Origin of the sequence: Janthinobacterium sp. Mn2066 (assembly GCF_049319705.1) — a bacterium.
GTDB lineage: Bacteria > Pseudomonadota > Gammaproteobacteria > Burkholderiales > Burkholderiaceae_D > Janthinobacterium.
This window is the reverse complement of the sequence record NZ_JBMOUF010000001.1, coordinates 119,246-136,820: the sequence shown is the minus strand read 5'-3', so window position 1 is coordinate 136,820 and position 17,575 is coordinate 119,246. Positions and strand designations below refer to the sequence as shown.

Genomic DNA, 17,575 nt, shown 5'->3' with positions numbered 1-17,575 from the left:
ATGAATCCCGATACCGACAAGCTGGCGCGCTGGCTGCTGGGCGCCATGCAGCTCGATACGGCCGTGCTGCATGTAGGCCAGTATTGTGGCCGCTGGCGCGCTTCCACGGCCGGCCGCGCGCTGGGCAGCTTTCATCTGGTGCTCGATGGCCATTGCTATCTGCACCTCGATGGCGAAGCGCCGATCGCACTCGGCCCACGCGATGGCGTCTTTTTGCTGCGCGACCTGCCGCACTTCCTCAGTCCCCACAGCGACCGGCAAGCCGCCGTCAGCGCGCAGGCGATGTTGCCGCTGCAAACGGCGACAGATAGCCTGGCCACCGCGCTGGCCTGCGGCTTCTTCCAGTTTCGCGGCCCCTTGTCAGCCCTGATCGTCGATTCCTTCCCGCCGTATTTGCTGATACGCGGCGATGCGCCCGCCTTCAGCGCCGCCGCTGCACTGTTCGACCTGATCCTGGCGGAAGCCGGCGGCGATCCGGAACAACCATCCCCCTTGATTGCGCGCCTGGTCGAACTGCTGTTCTTTTACCTGATCCGCCACGTGGCGCAGGGTGAGCAGATGGCCGCCGGCCTGCTGTCGCTGCTGCACCGCACGGAATTTGCGCCCCTGCTCGAACGCATGCTCGATGCGCCCGCCGAAGACTGGTCGATCGAGAACATGGCCAAGGCCGCGTGCATGTCGCGCGCCAGCTTTTGCAAGCATTTTTCCAGCGCCAGCGGCCATACGCCGGCCCAGTTCCTGCTCCTGCTGCGCATGAAACTGGCGGCCCGCCGCCTGCACGACGGCGCCTCCGTCGAACGCGCCGCCGAACTGGTCGGCTACCGCTCCCACGCCGCCTTCACCCGCGCCTTCAAAAGAGTCACCGGCGAACAGCCCGGCGCCTACCGCCGCGACCAGCGTCTGCGCCAGCTACCAAATTAATAGTAATTAACAGTAAAGCAAGGCCTGTCAAAACCGTAGCGAGCGGCGATGATTTGCGGCCGAGAAGCGCAACCGTACTTTAGTACGGTGAGCATCGCAGGCCACAAAGCGCGCCGCGCAGCCGGTTTGGACAGGTGTTAAGACGAATGAGCACCAAATGCCGACGTGTGCGGCTGTTATGGACAAACCGAGGCCGATATAATGGGACATCACTTACCAAGCTAGCAAGGTGCTACCATGTCCCGTCTGACGCTGCAAACCCTCGATACCGCTCCCGCTGACAGCCGCCCCTTCGTGGAAAAGGCCATCGCCAACAATGGCTACCTGCCCAACCTGATCGGCGTACTGGCCAACGCGCCCGTCGCGCTGGAAACCTATCTGACCGTCTCCGGCATCAACGCCCGGGCCAGCCTGTCGCTGATGGAGCGCGAAGTGGTGCAGATCACGGCGGCGCGCATCCATGGCTGCGACTTTTGCATCGCCGGCCATAGCGCCATCTCCCTGAAAAAAGCGGGCCAGACGCCGGAAGTCGTGCGCGCCCTGCAGCATGGCCAACTGACGGGCGATGCCAAGCTGGACGCCGTCGCCACCTTTGCCACGGCCGTCATCGCCACGCGTGGCGCCGTCACCGACGCCGATTATCAAGCCTTCCTGGGCGCCGGCTACCACCAGCAGCAGGCGCTGGAAGTGGTACTCGGCATCAGCCTGGCCACCCTGTGCAATTTCAGTAACAGCCTGGCCGGCACGCCCGTCAATCCGCAATTGACGCCTTACCTGCCCGGCGCCGTCTGATATGGCACAGCTCAAGGAATGGCTGCACACGCATGCCGACCAGCTCGACCAATCGGCTACGCTGGCTGAAAACGTCTTGCCTGCCCTGGCGGGCGACGACCTGCTGCGCACGGGCGTAGCACAGGAACACGGGGGCCTGGGCGGCGACGTGCGCGACGCCATCCAGGCGATTGCCAGGGTGGCCGAACAATCGGTGACGGCCGCCTTTGTCTTCTGGGGCCAGCGCTGCTTCATCGAATTCATGCTGCAAAGCCCGAACCGCGCGCTGGCAGAGCGGCGTTTGCCCGATCTGTTGACGGGCAGGCAGGCAGGCGCCAGCGGGCTGTCAAATGCGATGAAATTCTTGTCCGGCATCGAGCAGCTGCAAATCACGGCGACGCGCCAGGATGGCGGCTTGCTGCTCGATGGCGGCCTGGCCTGGGTCACGAATCTGCGCAAGGCAGGCTTTGTCGCCGCCGCCGCCGTGGCGCCGAATGACGGCGCAGCGCCGGCCATCGTCGCTTTCGACAGCGGCTGGGCAGGTGTGCAGCGCAGCGATGACCTCGACCTGATCGCCCTGCGCGGCAGTAATACGGCCTCCGTCAAGCTGGTCCAGGTACACGTCCCCGCCACTGACATCATCAGCGACAACGCGACCGCCTGGTTGCCTCAGGTGCGTCCCGCCTTTCTCGGCATGCAGTGCGGCCTGTCGATCGGCCTGGCGCGCGCCAGCCTGGCACAGGCAGCCAGCATCTCGGCCGGTTCGCGCAACCAGCTCACGCCGCGCATCAGCGCCCTGCAGGAAACGCTGGAAGCGGCCGTGGCCACTCTGCTGGCCGGCGTGCACGATGGCCGCTTCAAGACCCAGGCGCCCGCCATGTTCCGCCTGCGCATACAGCTGGCGGAACTGCTGCAGCAAGCCCTGATGCTGGAATTGCAGGCCATGGGCGGACGCGCCTACCTGAACGCCGAGCAGCAGGGCTTTGCCCGCCGCTGGCGCGAATCGTCGTTCATCCCCATCGTCACGCCCAGCCTGACGCAATTGCAGGCGGCGCTGCAGCAGTTCGACAGCCAGCAGGCGGCCAAGGCATGACGGCAAGCGCGGAACTTCAAGACTGGGCCTTGCAGGCGCAGGGTCTGCGTTATGCCTATCCTGGCAGCGAACCGGTTTTCCAGGACGTCAGCATCAGCGTGCGCAAGCGCGAAATCGTCTGCCTGCTGGGCGGCAGCGGCTGCGGCAAATCGAGTTTATTGCGCGTGCTGGCCGGCCTGCAGCCGCCATCGGCAGGCAATATCGAATTCCTCGGCAAGCCGATGCTGGAGCCCGACCCGCGCAGCGCCCTGGTGTTCCAGCAAGCGAGCCTCTTGCCCTGGCTGAACGTCACGGGCAATGCCGGCTTCGGCCTCGATTTCAAACACCAGCCGAAGCTGACGCGCGACGCCCACGCTGCGCGCGTGGCGCAAGCCATCGACGCGGTGGGCCTCAAGGGACGCGAAAAACTGTATCCATCGGCCCTCTCGGGCGGCATGGCGCAGCGCGTGGCGCTGGCGCGCGCCCTGGCGCGTGAACCGGAACTGCTGTTCGCCGACGAACCATTTTCTGCGCTCGACGCCATCACCCGCGCCGAAATGCAGGCGCTGCTGGTCGACGTGGTGCACCGCTGGCACACGGCCGTGCTGCTGGTCACGCACGATATCGATGAAGCCATCCTGGTGGCCGACCGCATCGTGCTGATGGGCGGCAAGCCTGGCAATATCGTGCGCGAATGGACTGTCGATATCGCCCAGCCGAGGATAGGCCACGACAGCGATGTGATCGCCCTCAAGCTCGATATCCTCGACGCCCTGCAGTCGCTGCAAAAATCCACTACCAATAACTGATCACCGGGAGCCCCGCATGACCTTCCAGAACGAGAATAAACCGCTGCATATCTGCGCTTCGTCCGACTGCGATTGCGGCCTGACGCGGCGCGACTTTTTGCGCATGTCGGCCCTGGCCACGGCCAGCGTCGCCTCGCCGCTGCTGTTCGCCGGCGACGCCATGGCGCAGCAAGGCCCCAAGGGCGACGACCAGCCCGTCAAGATCGGCTACCTGCCCATCACCGACGCCACGCCTTTGCTGGTCGCGCACGGACGCAAGCTGTTCGAAGCGGAGGGCTTGCAGGCGGAAGCGCCGCGCCTGTTCCGCAGCTGGGCGCAAATCATCGAAGCGTTCGTGGCCGGCCAGGTCAACGTGATCCACTTGCTGTCGCCGGCTACCTTGTGGGTGCGCTACGGTTCCAAATTCCCTGCCAAGGTCGTCGCCTGGAACCACGTCAACGGTTCCGCGCTGACGGTGGCCAACGAGATCAACAAGGTGGCTGACCTGGGCGGGCGCACGGTCGCCATCCCGTTCTGGTATTCGATCCATAACATCCTGCTGCAGCAAATCCTGGCCGCCAATGGCTTGACGCCCGTCACGCGCGCGCGCAACGCCGCCATCAAGTCGAATGAAGTCAACCTGATCGTGATGGCGCCGGCCGAAATGGTGTCGGCACTGGCCGGCAAATCGATCGCCGGCTACATCGTGGCCGAGCCGTTCAACGCGGCGGCCGAAAACGCCGGCATCGGCAAGATCCTGCGCTTCTCGGGCGACGTGTGGAAAAACCATGCCTGCTGCGTCACCTTTTTATCCGAGCGCGACATCACTACCCGTCCCGAATGGGCGCAAAAGGTGACCAACGCCATCGTCAAGGCGCAGCTGTGGACGCGCTCGAACCAGGTCGAGACGGCCAAGCTGCTGTCGAACACGGATGAACACCGCTACACGCCGCATCCGCTGCAGGTGCTGACCAAGGTACTGGCCACCACCGATTACGCCAGCTATGAAAAACAGGGCCTGATCGTGCACAAGAACTGGCAGCAGCGCCGCATCGACTTCCAGCCTTACCCGTTTGCCTCGTACACGGAAGAGCTGGTGCGCGCCATCGGCCGCACCAAGGTAGAGGGCGACACGCGCTTCCTGGCCAATCTCGATCCCAAGTTCGCCGCGCGCGACCTGGTCGATGACCGCTTCGTGCGCAAGGCGATTAACGCCGTGGGCGGTCCGGCCGCCTTCGGCCTGCCAGCCAATTTGCTGCGCAGCGAGATCGTGGCGGTTTAAGAATGGCAAACAAGATGTTGACGAAGCTGGGCCTGCCCTTGCTGGGACTGGCCTGTGCCTTGCTGTTGTGGTCCTTGGGCGTGACGGCGCTGGAAAAAAGCACGCCGATCGCGGCCGCCTTTTCGCCGCTGCATACGGCCGTGGCCTTCGAAGAACTGCTGCGCGGGAGCGATATCTGGCTGCACGTCTGGCTCAGTTTGCAGCGCGTGGCCGTAGGCCTGGGGCTGGCCATCGTCATCGGCGTGCCGCTGGGCGTGCTGGTGGCCATGTCGAAGAGTTTTTCCGGCGCCAGCATGCCGCTGTTCCAGCTGCTGCGCATGATTTCACCACTATCGTGGATGCCGATCGCCGTGATGGTGCTGGGCGTGGGCGACGCGCCCGTGTATTTCCTGCTGGCGTTTGCGGCCGTCTGGCCTATTTTGCTCAATACGGCGGCCGGTGTGGCGCGGCTCGATCCGAACTGGCTCCTGCTGGCGCGCAGCCTGTCGGCCACGCGCAGCGAAATTGTCTTCAAGGTGATTTTGCCGGGCATCACGGCCGATATCCTGACGGGCGTGCGCCTGGCCATCGGCATCATCTGGATCGTGCTGGTGCCCGCCGAGATGCTGGGCGTGTCGGCCGGCCTGGGCTACTTCATCCTCGATACGCGCGACCGCCTCGCCTATTCGGAACTGATGGCCGCCATCGTCCTGATCGGCATCCTCGGTTTCATCCTCGACTACCTGGCCCGCGCCGCGCATGCGCGCTGGCTGCACGTCAAGAACTAGGCTGTTTCGAGAGGCAATGCAGCCGCCACCAGCGCCTGCGTTGCCGCCGCCAGGTCGCGCCGGTGGGCGCCAACTGTCTCAATCGGCACCAGGCAGGTCAAGCGCGCCGTGATCGGCGGGCTCGATAAAATCGCCAGCATGCTTTGTCCAAAGTTCATGTCGCCGATATAGTCGACGGCATGGTGCAACTGCCCCGCACCATTCACATACGCCACCGCCATCGCCTGCACCGGCACCTGCGCATCGATGGCGGCCTCGAACAGGTTCGCGTGAAACGGCAGGATGCCGCCTTGCGCACCGGTCGTCCCTTCCGGGAAAAACGCTATCCGTTCACCGGCCTGCAATTTATCCACCAGTCCCTGGAAGATCAGCCGCAGATCGCGCTTGCTGCCGCGCGAAATGAAAATGGTGCCCGCCCGCCCCGCCAGCCAGCCCAAAAGGGGCCAGGCGCGGATCTCGGCCTTGGCCACGAAACGGCAGGGATGCACGGCATTGATGACGAAGATGTCGAGCCACGACACGTGGTTCGCCACCACCATGGCACGGTCGAGTGCGGGCACGCTGCCGGCCGGCAGTTCCACCTGCACGCCGCAGATGGCGAGCAGCTGCGTCGACCAGCGGCGGATGCGCTGGTTACGCCCCTCCACATCGAGCCAGGGGAACAGCACGGCACTTTTGGCCATGCCGTAAAAAATGTGAAAGGCGATACGCGCGAAGCGGTAGGTAAGCAGAGGTTTCAAGTCACACCAAGTTTGGAAAAACCCCCTGAGACAAAACCGGGGTCGTACCCTCAGGGAACGACCCCGGCCTTTGCCCTTGGGCTTCATGCAAGAATAAAATTAACGCTGAAATGCCACCTGTCCAGCCACGATCGTCGCCTTGACGATACCACTGAGTTCATAGCCAAGGAAAGGCGTGTGCTTGCCCTGGCTGGCCAGCGACGAAGACGATACCGTCCAGCGGGCGGCCGGATCGAACACGCAGATATCGGCTTCAGCACCGACAGCCAGGCTGCCGGCCGGGATGCCGGCCACGCGGGCCGCGTCGGAAGTGACCTTGGCCACGGCGCGCGCCAACGGACGGGCGCCCGATTTGGGCTGTCCTTCAGCATAGTCATCGGCCCACTTCAAAGCCAGCGACAGCAGCAATTCCAGGCCGGTGGCGCCGGGCGACGCTTCGCCGAACGGCAGCAGTTTTTCATCGTCATCGACCGGCGTGTGGTCCGAACACATGGCGTCCACGGTGCCGTCCAGCAGGGCGGCGCGGATCGCATCGCGGTCGCGCTGGCTGCGGAATGGCGGCGTGACGCGGGCGTTCGGATCGAAGAAGCCGATGTCGGCGTCCGTCAGGTGCACATGGTGCACGCCCACGTCGCAGGTGACGGGCAGACCTTCGGCTTTCGCCGCGCGGATCAGGTCCAGGCCGGCCGCCGAGGAAATGCGGCACAGATGGACTTTGGCGCGGCTGGCACGCATCAGTTCAAAGATCGTGTGCAGGGCGATGGTTTCGGACATCACGGGCACGCCCGACAGGCCAAGGCGCGAGGCCAGCGGGCCGCTGTGAGCAATCCCGCCACGGCCGATATGCGGGTCCTGCGGACGCAGCCAGACGGTGTAGCCGAAGGTGTTCGCATACTGCATCGCGCGCAGCAGCACGGTGGTGTCTTCGATCGGCTCTTCCGCTTGCGCGAAGCCGATGCAGCCCGCTTCCGTCAGTTCCGCCATTTCCGTCAGCGACTGGCCCTTCAAGCCCATGGTCAGCGCACCCAGCGGGTGCACATGCGCCTGGTTCAAGGTCTTGGCGCGGTATTTCAGCATTTCCACCAGGCCCGGCTCGTCGAGCACGGGATCGGTATCGGGCGGGCAGACCAGGCTGGTCACGCCGCCCTGCATCGCCGCCTGCAATTCCGATTCCAGGGTGGCTTTATATTCGTAGCCCGGTTCGCGCAGGCGGGCCGACAGGTCGACCAGGCCGGGCGCGACCACCAGGCCGGCGGCGTCAAAGGTAGTGTCGGCAGTGAAGCCGGCCGGGGCGCTGCCCACGGCAGCCACTTTGCCGTCCACGATAAACAGGTCTTGCAAGCCATCGATGCCGTTGGCGGGATCGATCAGATGGCCGTTCTTGATGTGTAGTGTCGTCATGCTTGCTTACTCGTCCTTGGGCTATCAGCCCTGATTACCAGCCAAAATACTCATCACCGCCATGCGCACGGCAATACCGAAGGTCACCTGCGGCAGGATCACCGCCTGCGGACCGTCAGCCACGGCAGAATCGATTTCCACGCCGCGGTTCATCGGGCCCGGATGCATGACGATGGCGTCCGGCTTTGCCAGCGCCAGGCGCTCGGGCGTCAAGCCGTAGCTCTTGAAGTATTCCTGCGCCGATGGCAGCAGCGCGCCGCTCATGCGCTCGTTTTGCAGGCGCAGCATGATGATCACGTCGACGCCTTTCAAGCCTTCTTCCATGTTGGTGAAGGTGCGCACGCCCAGTTGCTCCAGGCCGCCCGGCAGCAAGGTATGCGGGCCGATGGCGCGCACTTCCGGCACGCCCAGCGTGGTCAGCGCGTGGATGTCGGAACGGGCTACGCGGCTATGCAGGATGTCGCCCACGATGGCCACCGTCAGGTTCGTGAAATCCTTCTTGTAGTGGCGGATCGTGTACATGTCGAGCAGGCCCTGGGTCGGGTGCGCGTGGCGGCCGTCGCCGGCGTTGACCACGTGGACATGCGGCTGTTTGGTGTCGATCAGGTGCTTGGCGATCAGGTAGGGAGCGCCCGACTGCGCATGGCGCACCACGAACATGTCGGCATGCATGGCGGACAGGTTGTCGATGGTGTCGAGCAGGGACTCGCCCTTGCTGGCCGACGAGGCCTGGATGTTCAGGTTGATGACGTCGGCCGACAGGCGCTTCGAGGCGATTTCGAAGGTGGTGCGGGTGCGCGTGGAGTTTTCAAAGAACAGGTTGAAAACGCTTTTGCCGCGCATCAGCGGCACCTTTTTCACATCGCGGTCGGAGATGCCGACGAACGAGGAAGCGGTGTCCAGAATGTGGTTGACGATAGACTTCGGCAAGCCTTCAATCGTCAACAGATGCTGCAGTTCGCCGTGTTTGTTCAGTTGCGGGTTAAGCATGGTGGGTGTCTATGGTGAGCGTGAATTTTCCATCGTCGGCTTGCTTCAGGACCAGGGCCTGGCCCGGCGGCACCGCCGTATGCGCGGCCACGAAATCGGCGGCCACTGGCAACTGGCGCTCGCCCCGGTCAACCAGGGCGGCCAGCATGATCTTGGCCGGACGGCCATAGTCGAACAACTCGTTGATGGCCGCGCGCGTGGTGCGGCCCGTGTACAGCACATCATCGACCAGCAGGATGGTGGCGCCTGCCACATCGAAGGCGATCTGCGTCGGCTTCACGTCGGCATGCAAGCCTTTCTGGGCAAAGTCGTCGCGGTAAAAAGACACATCGAGCACGCCCAGGCGGTCGAGCAGGTTCAGGTCGCGCGCCAGGCGTTCGGCCAGCCAGGCGCCACCCGAATGGATGCCGACGATGGCCACGTTGTTGACGCCCGACAGACCGCTCTGCACCTGCTGCAGCAAGACCGCATACAGGGCCTCGGCGTCGAGTTGGGAAGGATTCGTAGGATACGGCATAGAGTCTTAGTGGGTCAGAAAATCGATGGGAAGGATACTCAATAGTGTGCGTCGAAATACTGCTGCAGGATGACGGCGGCGGCCTTGTCGTCGATGACCTCGCCCCGCCTGGCCGTAATCACGGCCGAGGAATAGCGCTCATCGACCAGTTCCACCGGCAGGTTGAAGCGGCCATGCACCTGGTTGGCAAAGCGCCGGCAGCGCGCGCTCATCTCGTGTTCGGTGCCGTCCGGGTGGCTGGGCAAGCCCACCACGATACGACTGGGGCCCCATTCCTTGAGCAGCGCGGCGATGGCGGCAAACTTCGGTTCGTTCGCCGTGGCCGTGATCACGCTAAGCGGCTTGGCCTGGCAAATCATGGTATTGCCGATGGCCACACCGATACGTTTCAAGCCGAAATCGAAGGCGAGGATGGTGTCAATGGTATTACTCGTCACAGCATTTTTCCATAATAATCAACGCAGGTGGCGCTAGAAACCGTAGCGAGCAAGCCCAATGTCGGGTTGAGTAGCGGAGCTGTACGAAGGTACAGCGAGCAACGGATGCCCGAAAGTGGGCTGCGCAGTAGGTTTATAGTGTCCACTTCATGCGTGTCCGGCCTCGCTTGCCAACATCAAGGGATCGATGCCCAGCAATTTGATGGCCGCCACGTAGCGGTCTTCGATCGGGAAGTCGAACAGGATATCGGCCGAAGCGCCCACCGTCAGCCAGCCATTGCGGCCGATCTCGTCTTCCAGCTGGCCCGGGCTCCAGCCCGAATAGCCGATGGAGACCAGCATGCGCTCGGGGCCATCGCCCTTGGCGACCGCTTCGAGCACGTCGATGGAGGTGGTAAACGCCACGTCCTCGGTCACCGTCAGCGACGAGGAGTAACGCGCGCCCGGCGTGTGCAGCACGAAACCGCGGTCATCCTGCACCGGGCCGCCAAACATGATCGGTTCATTGATGATGGGCGCTTCGCTGCCGCCGGCCAGCTTCAGGTCGATGCGGTCGAACAGCACTTCCATCGTCATGTCGGTGGGCTTGTTGATGACGACGCCCAGCACGCCATTTTCATTGTGTTCGCAAACGTAGACGACGGTGCCGCCGAAAATCGGGTCTTGCATCGCCGGCATCGCGATCAGGAAGTGATTCGCCAGATTCAGGGTCGATGCGCCGGTTGCAGCCGGCTCACTGACTCCCTGCATCAAACGATGTCCTGGTAGAGTGTGGTCGATTTTACTCTTTTTCATACGCGATACTCTCTCTGTGGGCTTGCTGGCAAGTCTCACTTACCCCTGCTGTGTAGGCTGGCGCTGCTGGCCGCGTGGAACTTCCCCCGCTTGCCAGTGTCAGCCCTTATTATGGTTGCTTTATGGTTGCTTGTTTTTGGCTACTGGCGATACATTGTCCATACAATAATAATATGGATTGCAAAACCATTATCGCGCGCAAAACGCCGCGACACTATCTGCTAGTTTACACTGAATTGCCCTCGCAGCGACGCCAAAGGCACGGCGCGAACGGCCATAAAAGACCGTCTGCGGCGAAAATAAACCTTTCTTTGACCCGAAACACGAGAAATAATGACAATCAAGACTGCCCTGGTCTGGTTCCGGCGCGATTTGCGCGCCTTTGATCATGCTGCACTGCACCACGCCCTGCGCCAGGCCCAGGCCGTGCATTGTGTGTTTGTATACGATACCGCCATCCTGAACGGCTTGCCGCGCCGCGACCGGCGGGTCGATTTCATCCACGCCAGCGTGGCCGAACTGGCCGCCGAACTGCGTCAACTGGGCGGCGACCTGATCGTGCTGCATGCCGAGGCGGCGCAAGCGATACCGCGCCTGGCCGCCGAATTGAACGCAGACGCCGTTTTCAGCAACCACGACTATGAACCGCAGGCAATCGCCCGCGACGCAACCGTCGCGGCCCAGCTGGCGGCCGACACGCGACTGTGGTTCAGCTTCAAGGACCAGGTGATCTTTGAAAAAGACGAAGTGCTGACCTTGTCAGGCAAACCGTACACGGTGTACACGCCGTATAAAAACGCCTGGCTGAAAAAAATGCGCGCGGAACCCGATTGCCTGGCCTCCTTCGATATCGAACCGCATGCCGCCCATTTTGCGCCGCCACGCACCGCAGTCCAGGCGCTGCCTGCCCTGGCCGACCTGGGTTTCGAGCCCAGCAACCTGCACGCACTGGCCATCCCCACCGGCATGTCGGGCGCCAGCAAACTGTTCGATGATTTTTTGAACCGCGTGAGCAAATATGACGTGGCGCGCGATTTTCCAGCCCTGAAGGGGCCGTCGTACCTGTCGATGCACCTGCGCTTCGGCACCGTCTCGCTGCGCTACCTGGTGCGCACCATCGTTGACCTGATGGATCGCGGCAGCGGTGGCGATGGCGCGCCCGTGTGGCTGGCTGAACTGATCTGGCGCGATTTCTATGCCATGATTTTGTACCAGAATCCGCACGTGGAAGGCGGCGCGTTCAAGCCCGCCTATGACGCCATTGCGTGGGAAACGGGCGAACTGGCCGATGAAGCGTTTGCCGCCTGGTGTGAGGGGCGCACCGGCTACCCGCTGGTCGACGCGGCGATGGCCCAGCTGAACCAGACCGGCTATATGCACAACCGCCTGCGCATGGTCACCGCCTGCTTTTTGATCAAGGACCTGGGCATCGACTGGCGCCGCGGCGAAGCATATTTTGCGCTGCACCTGAACGACTTCGACCTGGCGTCGAACAACGGCGGCTGGCAGTGGGCATCCTCATCGGGCTGCGACGCCCAGCCCTATTTCCGCATCTTCAACCCGATCACGCAATCGGAAAAATTCGATGCCTCGGGGCGCTTCATCCGCCGCTACCTGCCGCAGCTCAAAGCCCTGGGCGACAAGGAAATCCATGCGCCCTGGCTGGTGCCGCGCATGCTGCTCGAGCAAAAAGATATCGTGCTGGGCCGCGACTACCCGGCACCGATCGTGCAGCATGACGAGGCGCGCAAGGAAACGCTGGAGCGTTATGCGGTGGTGAAGGCGGTGGCGTAGGTCCGATTAGCGGGGCAAAGCCCCGCGTAATCCGACAACATCGCAACCGTATCAATCCACCATCAGCAAACGCCCGACTTCGGCCAGCAGTTCCTGTTCCTGGAAGGGCTTGCCGAAGTAGGCATTCACGCCCAGCTCCAGCGCGTGCTGGCGATGCTTGTCGGCGCTGCGCGAGGTGATCATGATGACCGGGATAGCCTGCGTTTTCGCCTCGCTGCGCACATTGCGCGTCAAGTCAAAACCATCCATGCGCGGCATCTCGATATCGACCAGCAGCAGCGCCGGCAGCGCGGTCGCCGGCAGCTCGTGCAGCTGTTCCAGCGCATCGAGACCGTCTTTCGCCAGCAGCACCTGGTAGCCCTCGCGCTCGAACAGCCGCTGCATCACGCGGCGCACGGTCAGCGAATCATCGACCACCATCACGCAGGCGAGCGGTGCAGCCTGCACGGTCGCTGCAACGCGGTGTTCGCCAGCGGCCAGCGCATATTGCGACAGCAGTTCGGGGTGGTGTTCAAGGTGCTGCGCCAGCGCCACCGGATTCAAAATCAACACGATGTCGCCCGTGCCCAATACCGTGGCGCCGGCAATGCCCGGCATGCGCGCCAGCTGCGGTCCCACGTTTTTCACCACCACTTCGCGGTTGCCCAGCACTTCGTCCACTTCCAGCGCCAGCCTGTCATTGCCATTGCGCAGCAACAGCACCGGCACATAACGCTGTCCTTCGGCGGTCAGCGGCGTCTCGCCCAGCATGGCCGACAAATGGTGCAGGGACAGCGGCTGTTCATGCGAGTCGATGCGGCCGGTGGCCCGCACCTGTTCCAGCTGTTCCCCTTTCAGGTGCAGCACCTGTTCCACCAGCACGGAAGGCAAGGCATAGGTTTGTCCGTTCGCCACCAGCAGCACCACCTGGGTCACGGCCAGGGTCAGGGGCAGGTGTATCGTGAAGCGCAAGCCCTGGCCGGGCGTGGAGAAGGTCTCCACGCGCCCGCCCAGCGCCAGCACTTCGGAACGCACGATGTCCATGCCAAAGCCACGCCCCGCCAGTTCCGTCAGGCTGTCGGCGGTGGAAAAGCCGGGTGCAAAAATCAGGTCGGCCGCCTGCGCATCGGTCAGTGATGCATCAGGCGCCACCAGGCCGGCACTGTGCGCCTTGGTCCGTATGCGTTCCAGGTCCAGGCCCGCGCCGTCGTCGGAAAAAGCAATCGCCACTTCATTGCCCTGCTGGCTGACCTGCAGCAGCAACTCGCCCGTTTCATCCTTGCCTTCCTGCAGACGCGCCTGGCGCGCCTCGATGCCATGCACGATGGCGTTGCGCAGCAAGTGTTCAAATGGCGCGGCCATGCGTTCCAGTACGCTGCGGTCGATCTCGACGCTACCGCCACGGATATCGAGGTTGACCCGCTTGTCGACTTCCTTGGCGCTTTGCCGCGCCACCCGGAACAGGCGTTCGGCGATACTGGCAAACGGCACCATGCGCACTTGCATCAGGTCGCGCTGCAGCTCGCGCGTCAAGCGCGCCTGCAGCACCAGGTCGTCGCCCACCGCATCGACGCCGTGACGCAGATTTTCATGGAAGGACGCCACGTCGTTGACGCTTTCAGCCATCATGCGCGTGAGTTCCTGCAAGCGCGTAAAACGGTCGAATTCCAGCGGATCGAAATCGCGCTCGCTGCCCACCGCCATGCGCGAGGCGATCTGCGATTCAGCCTGCATTTCCACTTCGCGCAACTGGCGCCGCAAGCGCGCCAGGTTGTCGGAAAATTCCGCCATCGACGCACCGAGCAAACCCATTTCATTTTCCATCTTGGAGCGCGTGATCGACACTTCGCCAGCCTGGTTCACCAGGCGGTCGAGGATATCGGCCCGCACGCGCACCAGCGCGGCCTTGGGCTCTGCAACAGGCGTCTCTTCCATGCCCGGCAGCGGCAGCAGCGGCTGCTGCAATTGTTCGAACAGGTGCTGCGCATGATCGTAATGGGCCAGCAACTCCTCGAACGCCTGCGGCGTGGCGGTACCCGCATGCAGCATGTTTTCGATATGCGTCTCGATTTCATGTGCATGCTGGCCCAGGCGCATCGCCCCGGCCATGCGCGCACTGCCCTTGACCGTGTGCAGGGTGCGCAGCAGCATCTGCGCCTGGCCGCTGTCCTGCGGCTGCTGCTGCCAGGTACGCAGCGCCTCGCCGATGCGCGGCAGCAGATCGGCGCCTTCTTCCAGGAAGACCGACAACAGTTCAGGGTCGAGTTCATCGCTGATGCCGGCGCTGGCGGCCAGCAGCGCAGCAGCATCGGCAGACGCGGAGAGGTACACAGGCTCCGGCGTCTCCGAGTCCACGTGCTCCAGCATGGCCGCGTGATCGAAACCGCTGTCGAACAAGTCATCGCTGCCGACGATACTCGCATACGCCGCTTCAAACAGCGCATCGAGTTGCGGCATTTCCACTGCCGACGCCATCGCAGACGGCTCCTGCGCAGGCGCGCCGACGATGCTGGCGTACATATCCGCAAACAAGGTCTCCAGCCTTTGTTCCGCCGTGTCGACTGGCGGCGCAGTCAATTCAGACCACAGCGCATTGAGCGCGTCTATCGTCTCCGGCTGCGCTGGCGCCAGATCACCGAGCGCGAACGCCTGCAGCATCTGCGCTATGACTTGCGTGCTGCGCTCCAGCACATCATGCTGTGCGTCCAGCAAGCCAGTAACGGGCGGCGCCGCCGTCTCGATAGCCACCTCCAGCGCGTGCGCCAGGTCGCGCAAGGCCGTGAAGCCAACCGTGCCCGAGGAGCCTGCCAGGGTATGCACGGCTTGCAGGGCTTCGGCACTGACGGCGCGCCGTTCATGGCGCCATTCGCCAAAATCGCGCGTCAGCACGCGCAGCAGTTCATCCGTCTCGGCCAGGTAAATGTTATACAGCGGCAGGCTGATGCGCAGTTCGCCCACATGCTTCAGATTATCTTCGCTCGCCTGGTGCGGCGCGGGCGCGGTAGCCAGCGGCAAACCGATTACATTGCCATTGCTCACCAGCGGCGCGAGCGGTTTTTCAAGCGGCTTCGAGACGGCCGATTCCACTCGCGGCTTGCGCAATTCAAATGGCCCGCCTTCGCGCACCCGCTCGGCCGCGTCGAGCAGCATACCCGCCTCGCGCTGCTGGCCACTGCCGCCTTCCAGTTCAGCCACCCATTCGCTGAGCTGGTACCAGCCGTAATTCAGGAGTGTAAACAAATCGTCGCTGGCCGGACGCGACTCGGCCAGCCAGCTATTCAAGACCCGTTCGATGGCGCCCGCCGCTTCGGCAAACTGGACCAGGCCGATCATGCGGCTGCTGCCCTTCAAGGTGTGGAACGAGCGGCGCAGCATGGCCAGGTGTTCGCCGCTGGCGGCCTGCTCGCGCGGCAAGGCCAGGGTGGTGTCGATAAAAGCCAGCACTTCACGCGCTTCGGCCAGGAAAATATCGAGCATCTCGGCGTCGAGGCCATCGGGCAGCGCAGGCAAGGCAGACGATGACGGCAAGGCCGCCGGCAATTCCTGGTCCAGCAGCGGCACCGGCACGGCGCCGGCTGCCGCCACTTTCTCGAACGGCAGCGCGCGGAAGGTGGCAGCTTCAGCGTCAAAATGAAAACGCCCCTTGGCGGCGGCGGCATTGCGGCCCAGCATATCGACAAAAAATCCCAGCGCACTGACGTTTTGCGCAATATCGTCCAGGACTGCGGCATCCGTGCCCGGCGCCAGCTGGCCCACCGCCAGCGCCACCTGGCGCACGGCAGCCACGGCGTCATCCTGCGACAGGCCGGCCAGCGTTTCCTGCATCTGCTGCAGCACGGGTTCTACTTCGGCCAGGGCCGGCAGGCGCGCGGCATCGGCGTAGTAATCGTTGAGCTTTTTCTCCACCTGGCGCAGACCGGCCTTCATCGCTTCGGCTTGCCCGGCGATGCTTTGCCCCTGTTCGATCTGGCGCGTCAGTTCACCCGCGACAAAGGACGGCGGCGCTTCGCCAGCCTGCAGCGCCCGCAGGCGCGCAGCGATGGTTTCCGCATTGCCCGCGAAATCGTCGGGCAGGCGGCGCAACTGCTCCAGGCCCGTCCCGGCAAACAGCAGCGCCGTACCGATTTCCTGTTCCAGCGCCTCGCTGCGGCCACTGATGACGGCCAAGCGCGCAACCGACGCACATTGGCGCAGAAGGCTGGCCAGGGCTGGCACCTTCAAAGTCTCGGCATGCTGCGCCGCCTGCTGCAGCGAAGCGTCGAACGCCGTCACCAGGGCAGGATCGAGATCGGCTTGCGCCAATCGGCTCCAGCTGCTGCGCGCCTGGGCCAGCGCCGCGCGCGCACCCGACAAGGCTTCCTGGTCAATCTGGCCATAACGGCGCGCCTCCACGTCGTCTGGCAGCGCACCGTCGAGTGCGAACAGGGCGCGTAACTGCTGCGCCGCCGGGGTGGGTTCATCGGCCTGGGTAATGAAGAACAGGGCTTCGCGCAGCAGCGCCTCGGGCAACGTTCCGGCCCCCTGGGCCAGGCGGCGCAATTGCTGGTTCATCGCGCCAAACAACTGCTTCAGGTACAGGCTGCCCGCGCCCTGCCCGCTGGCCGCCAGCTCGGCGCAGGCCTGCATGGCGAACCAGAAGGTGCGCGCGGGGCCATCCTGCTGCGCATCCGCCACCAGGATCAAGGTCTCATGCAGGTCGGCTGCATGCTGGCGCTGCGCCTGCAGTTCTTGCGCCTTCAGGAACGGTAACAAGGATTTTTCAAAGCGCGTGCGCCAGGCCGGGTAATCGGCGGCGATCACGGGGTCGGCCAGCGCGATGGACAAACCGGGTGGCGGTGCAGGCGGGAAGAACAGGTCGGCCGGGTGGATACGCTCAACCCCCAGCATGGCTTGCAGCGCGCGGTAATACGGGAACAGGCGCGTCGCCTGCGCCGGCGCGCCAGAGAGCAAGTCTTCCAGGTATTCGACGATAGCCTGATACAGCTCGCTCACGACGAGCGCATGATCGACCGTGTATTCCAGGCTGCCGTCGCGAAAACGCGCCAGCGCCTGTTCCGCGCCGGCCGTCAGCATGCTGGCGCCGGCCACGTCGACCATCACCAGCGCGCCATGCGCCTGATGCAAATGCGAGCGGGCATGCTGCAGGGCCGTGGCGCGTTCCTCGCGTTCGCGCCCGCCAGCTTCGAACAACGCCGTTCTGGAACGGCCCAGCGCTTCGCGGATTTCCGCCATCACCCATGACAAGGGCTCGCTATCGAACTGCCTGGATTGTTGCGGACTATCAGCTGTGCTCATGCATGCCTCGGTTAATCAATCGTACG

Annotated in this window: 14 protein-coding genes; 7 read left to right on the top strand and 7 right to left on the bottom strand. The window is 63.7% G+C overall.

Annotation, left to right across the window (positions count from 1 at the left end):
- From ACL9RI_RS00595 to ACL9RI_RS00570, 6 genes are all read left to right on the top strand, one after another.
- Positions 1–921 (top strand): AraC family transcriptional regulator, encoded by a 921-nt coding sequence (locus tag ACL9RI_RS00595; protein WP_422724673.1) that lies wholly within the window; start codon positions 1–3, stop codon positions 919–921.
- A 237-nt stretch (positions 922–1,158) separates the two neighbouring features.
- Positions 1,159–1,713, top strand: a complete 555-nt coding sequence (locus ACL9RI_RS00590; RefSeq protein WP_422724672.1) for a carboxymuconolactone decarboxylase family protein — start codon at positions 1,159–1,161, stop codon at positions 1,711–1,713.
- A gap of 1 nt (position 1,714) precedes the next feature.
- Positions 1,715–2,785 carry an acyl-CoA dehydrogenase family protein gene (locus tag ACL9RI_RS00585; protein ID WP_422724671.1) on the top strand — a complete coding sequence of 357 codons (1,071 nt, stop codon included), beginning with the start codon at positions 1,715–1,717 and terminating at the stop codon, positions 2,783–2,785.
- Positions 2,782–3,573, top strand: coding sequence for an ABC transporter ATP-binding protein (locus ACL9RI_RS00580; RefSeq protein WP_422724670.1), 792 nt, complete (start codon positions 2,782–2,784; stop codon positions 3,571–3,573). The genes ACL9RI_RS00585 and ACL9RI_RS00580 overlap by 4 nt, the downstream gene beginning before the upstream one ends.
- 16 nt (positions 3,574–3,589) lie before the next feature.
- Complete coding sequence (locus ACL9RI_RS00575; protein WP_422724669.1) at positions 3,590–4,834, top strand: ABC transporter substrate-binding protein; 1,245 nt, start codon at positions 3,590–3,592, stop codon at positions 4,832–4,834.
- 14 nt (positions 4,835–4,848) lie between these two features.
- Positions 4,849–5,601, top strand: a complete 753-nt coding sequence (locus tag ACL9RI_RS00570) for an ABC transporter permease (protein WP_300751465.1) — start codon at positions 4,849–4,851, stop codon at positions 5,599–5,601.
- Here the strand turns inward: ACL9RI_RS00570 and ACL9RI_RS00565 are convergent.
- The 6 genes from ACL9RI_RS00565 to ACL9RI_RS00540 all read right to left on the bottom strand — a co-directional run bounded on the left by ACL9RI_RS00565 (position 5,598) and on the right by ACL9RI_RS00540 (position 10,436).
- The gene (locus ACL9RI_RS00565) at positions 5,598–6,341 is read right to left on the bottom strand and encodes a lysophospholipid acyltransferase family protein (RefSeq protein ID WP_422724668.1); all 744 of its coding nucleotides are present in this window, start codon (positions 6,339–6,341) and stop codon (positions 5,598–5,600) included. The genes ACL9RI_RS00570 and ACL9RI_RS00565 overlap by 4 nt on opposite strands.
- Before the next feature lie 99 nt (positions 6,342–6,440).
- Entirely contained in the window at positions 6,441–7,742 is a 1,302-nt protein-coding gene (locus ACL9RI_RS00560) for a dihydroorotase (protein ID WP_422724667.1), read from the bottom strand.
- A gap of 24 nt (positions 7,743–7,766) precedes the next feature.
- Positions 7,767–8,732, bottom strand: coding sequence for an aspartate carbamoyltransferase catalytic subunit (locus ACL9RI_RS00555; protein ID WP_300751459.1), 966 nt, complete (start codon positions 8,730–8,732; stop codon positions 7,767–7,769).
- On the bottom strand, positions 8,725–9,249 hold the full coding sequence (gene pyrR / locus ACL9RI_RS00550) for a bifunctional pyr operon transcriptional regulator/uracil phosphoribosyltransferase PyrR (protein WP_183675008.1): 525 nt from the start codon (positions 9,247–9,249) through the stop codon (positions 8,725–8,727). Before pyrR ends, ACL9RI_RS00555 begins: the two co-directional genes overlap by 8 nt.
- Before the next feature lie 38 nt (positions 9,250–9,287).
- A complete protein-coding gene (gene ruvX, locus ACL9RI_RS00545; RefSeq protein WP_422725154.1) occupies positions 9,288–9,671 on the bottom strand; it encodes a Holliday junction resolvase RuvX in 384 nt (127 codons plus the stop codon).
- Positions 9,672–9,833: 162 nt separating this feature from the next.
- Positions 9,834–10,436 carry a YqgE/AlgH family protein gene (locus ACL9RI_RS00540; RefSeq protein ID WP_422724666.1) on the bottom strand — a complete coding sequence of 201 codons (603 nt, stop codon included), beginning with the start codon at positions 10,434–10,436 and terminating at the stop codon, positions 9,834–9,836.
- Between the two features lie 378 nt (positions 10,437–10,814).
- Between ACL9RI_RS00540 and ACL9RI_RS00535 the strand changes: the two genes are divergently transcribed.
- Entirely contained in the window at positions 10,815–12,275 is a 1,461-nt protein-coding gene (locus tag ACL9RI_RS00535; protein ID WP_422724665.1) for a cryptochrome/photolyase family protein, read from the top strand.
- Positions 12,276–12,326: 51 nt separating this feature from the next.
- Here ACL9RI_RS00535 and ACL9RI_RS00530 read toward each other — a convergent pair whose 3' ends face one another.
- The gene (locus ACL9RI_RS00530; RefSeq protein ID WP_422724664.1) at positions 12,327–17,549 is read right to left on the bottom strand and encodes an Hpt domain-containing protein; all 5,223 of its coding nucleotides are present in this window, start codon (positions 17,547–17,549) and stop codon (positions 12,327–12,329) included.
- Positions 17,550–17,575: the final 26 nt, after the last annotated feature.

Bases quoted from the DNA above. Each gene is read 5' to 3' on its own strand.
- ACL9RI_RS00560 (WP_422724667.1), bottom strand. From the start codon at position 7,742: ATGACGACACTACACATCAAGAACGGCCATCTGATCGATCCCGCCAAC.
- ACL9RI_RS00580 (WP_422724670.1), top strand. From the start codon at position 2,782: ATGACGGCAAGCGCGGAACTTCAAGACTGGGCCTTGCAGGCGCAGGGT.
- ACL9RI_RS00535 (WP_422724665.1), top strand. From the start codon at position 10,815: ATGACAATCAAGACTGCCCTGGTCTGGTTCCGGCGCGATTTGCGCGCC.
- ACL9RI_RS00570 (WP_300751465.1), top strand. From the start codon at position 4,849: ATGTTGACGAAGCTGGGCCTGCCCTTGCTGGGACTGGCCTGTGCCTTG.
- ACL9RI_RS00555 (WP_300751459.1), bottom strand. From the start codon at position 8,732: ATGCTTAACCCGCAACTGAACAAACACGGCGAACTGCAGCATCTGTTG.
- ACL9RI_RS00530 (WP_422724664.1), bottom strand. From the start codon at position 17,549: ATGAGCACAGCTGATAGTCCGCAACAATCCAGGCAGTTCGATAGCGAG.
- ACL9RI_RS00575 (WP_422724669.1), top strand. From the start codon at position 3,590: ATGACCTTCCAGAACGAGAATAAACCGCTGCATATCTGCGCTTCGTCC.
- ACL9RI_RS00585 (WP_422724671.1), top strand. From the start codon at position 1,715: ATGGCACAGCTCAAGGAATGGCTGCACACGCATGCCGACCAGCTCGAC.
- ACL9RI_RS00595 (WP_422724673.1), top strand. From the start codon at position 1: ATGAATCCCGATACCGACAAGCTGGCGCGCTGGCTGCTGGGCGCCATG.
- pyrR (WP_183675008.1), bottom strand. From the start codon at position 9,249: ATGCCGTATCCTACGAATCCTTCCCAACTCGACGCCGAGGCCCTGTAT.
- ACL9RI_RS00590 (WP_422724672.1), top strand. From the start codon at position 1,159: ATGTCCCGTCTGACGCTGCAAACCCTCGATACCGCTCCCGCTGACAGC.
- ACL9RI_RS00540 (WP_422724666.1), bottom strand. From the start codon at position 10,436: ATGCAGGGAGTCAGTGAGCCGGCTGCAACCGGCGCATCGACCCTGAAT.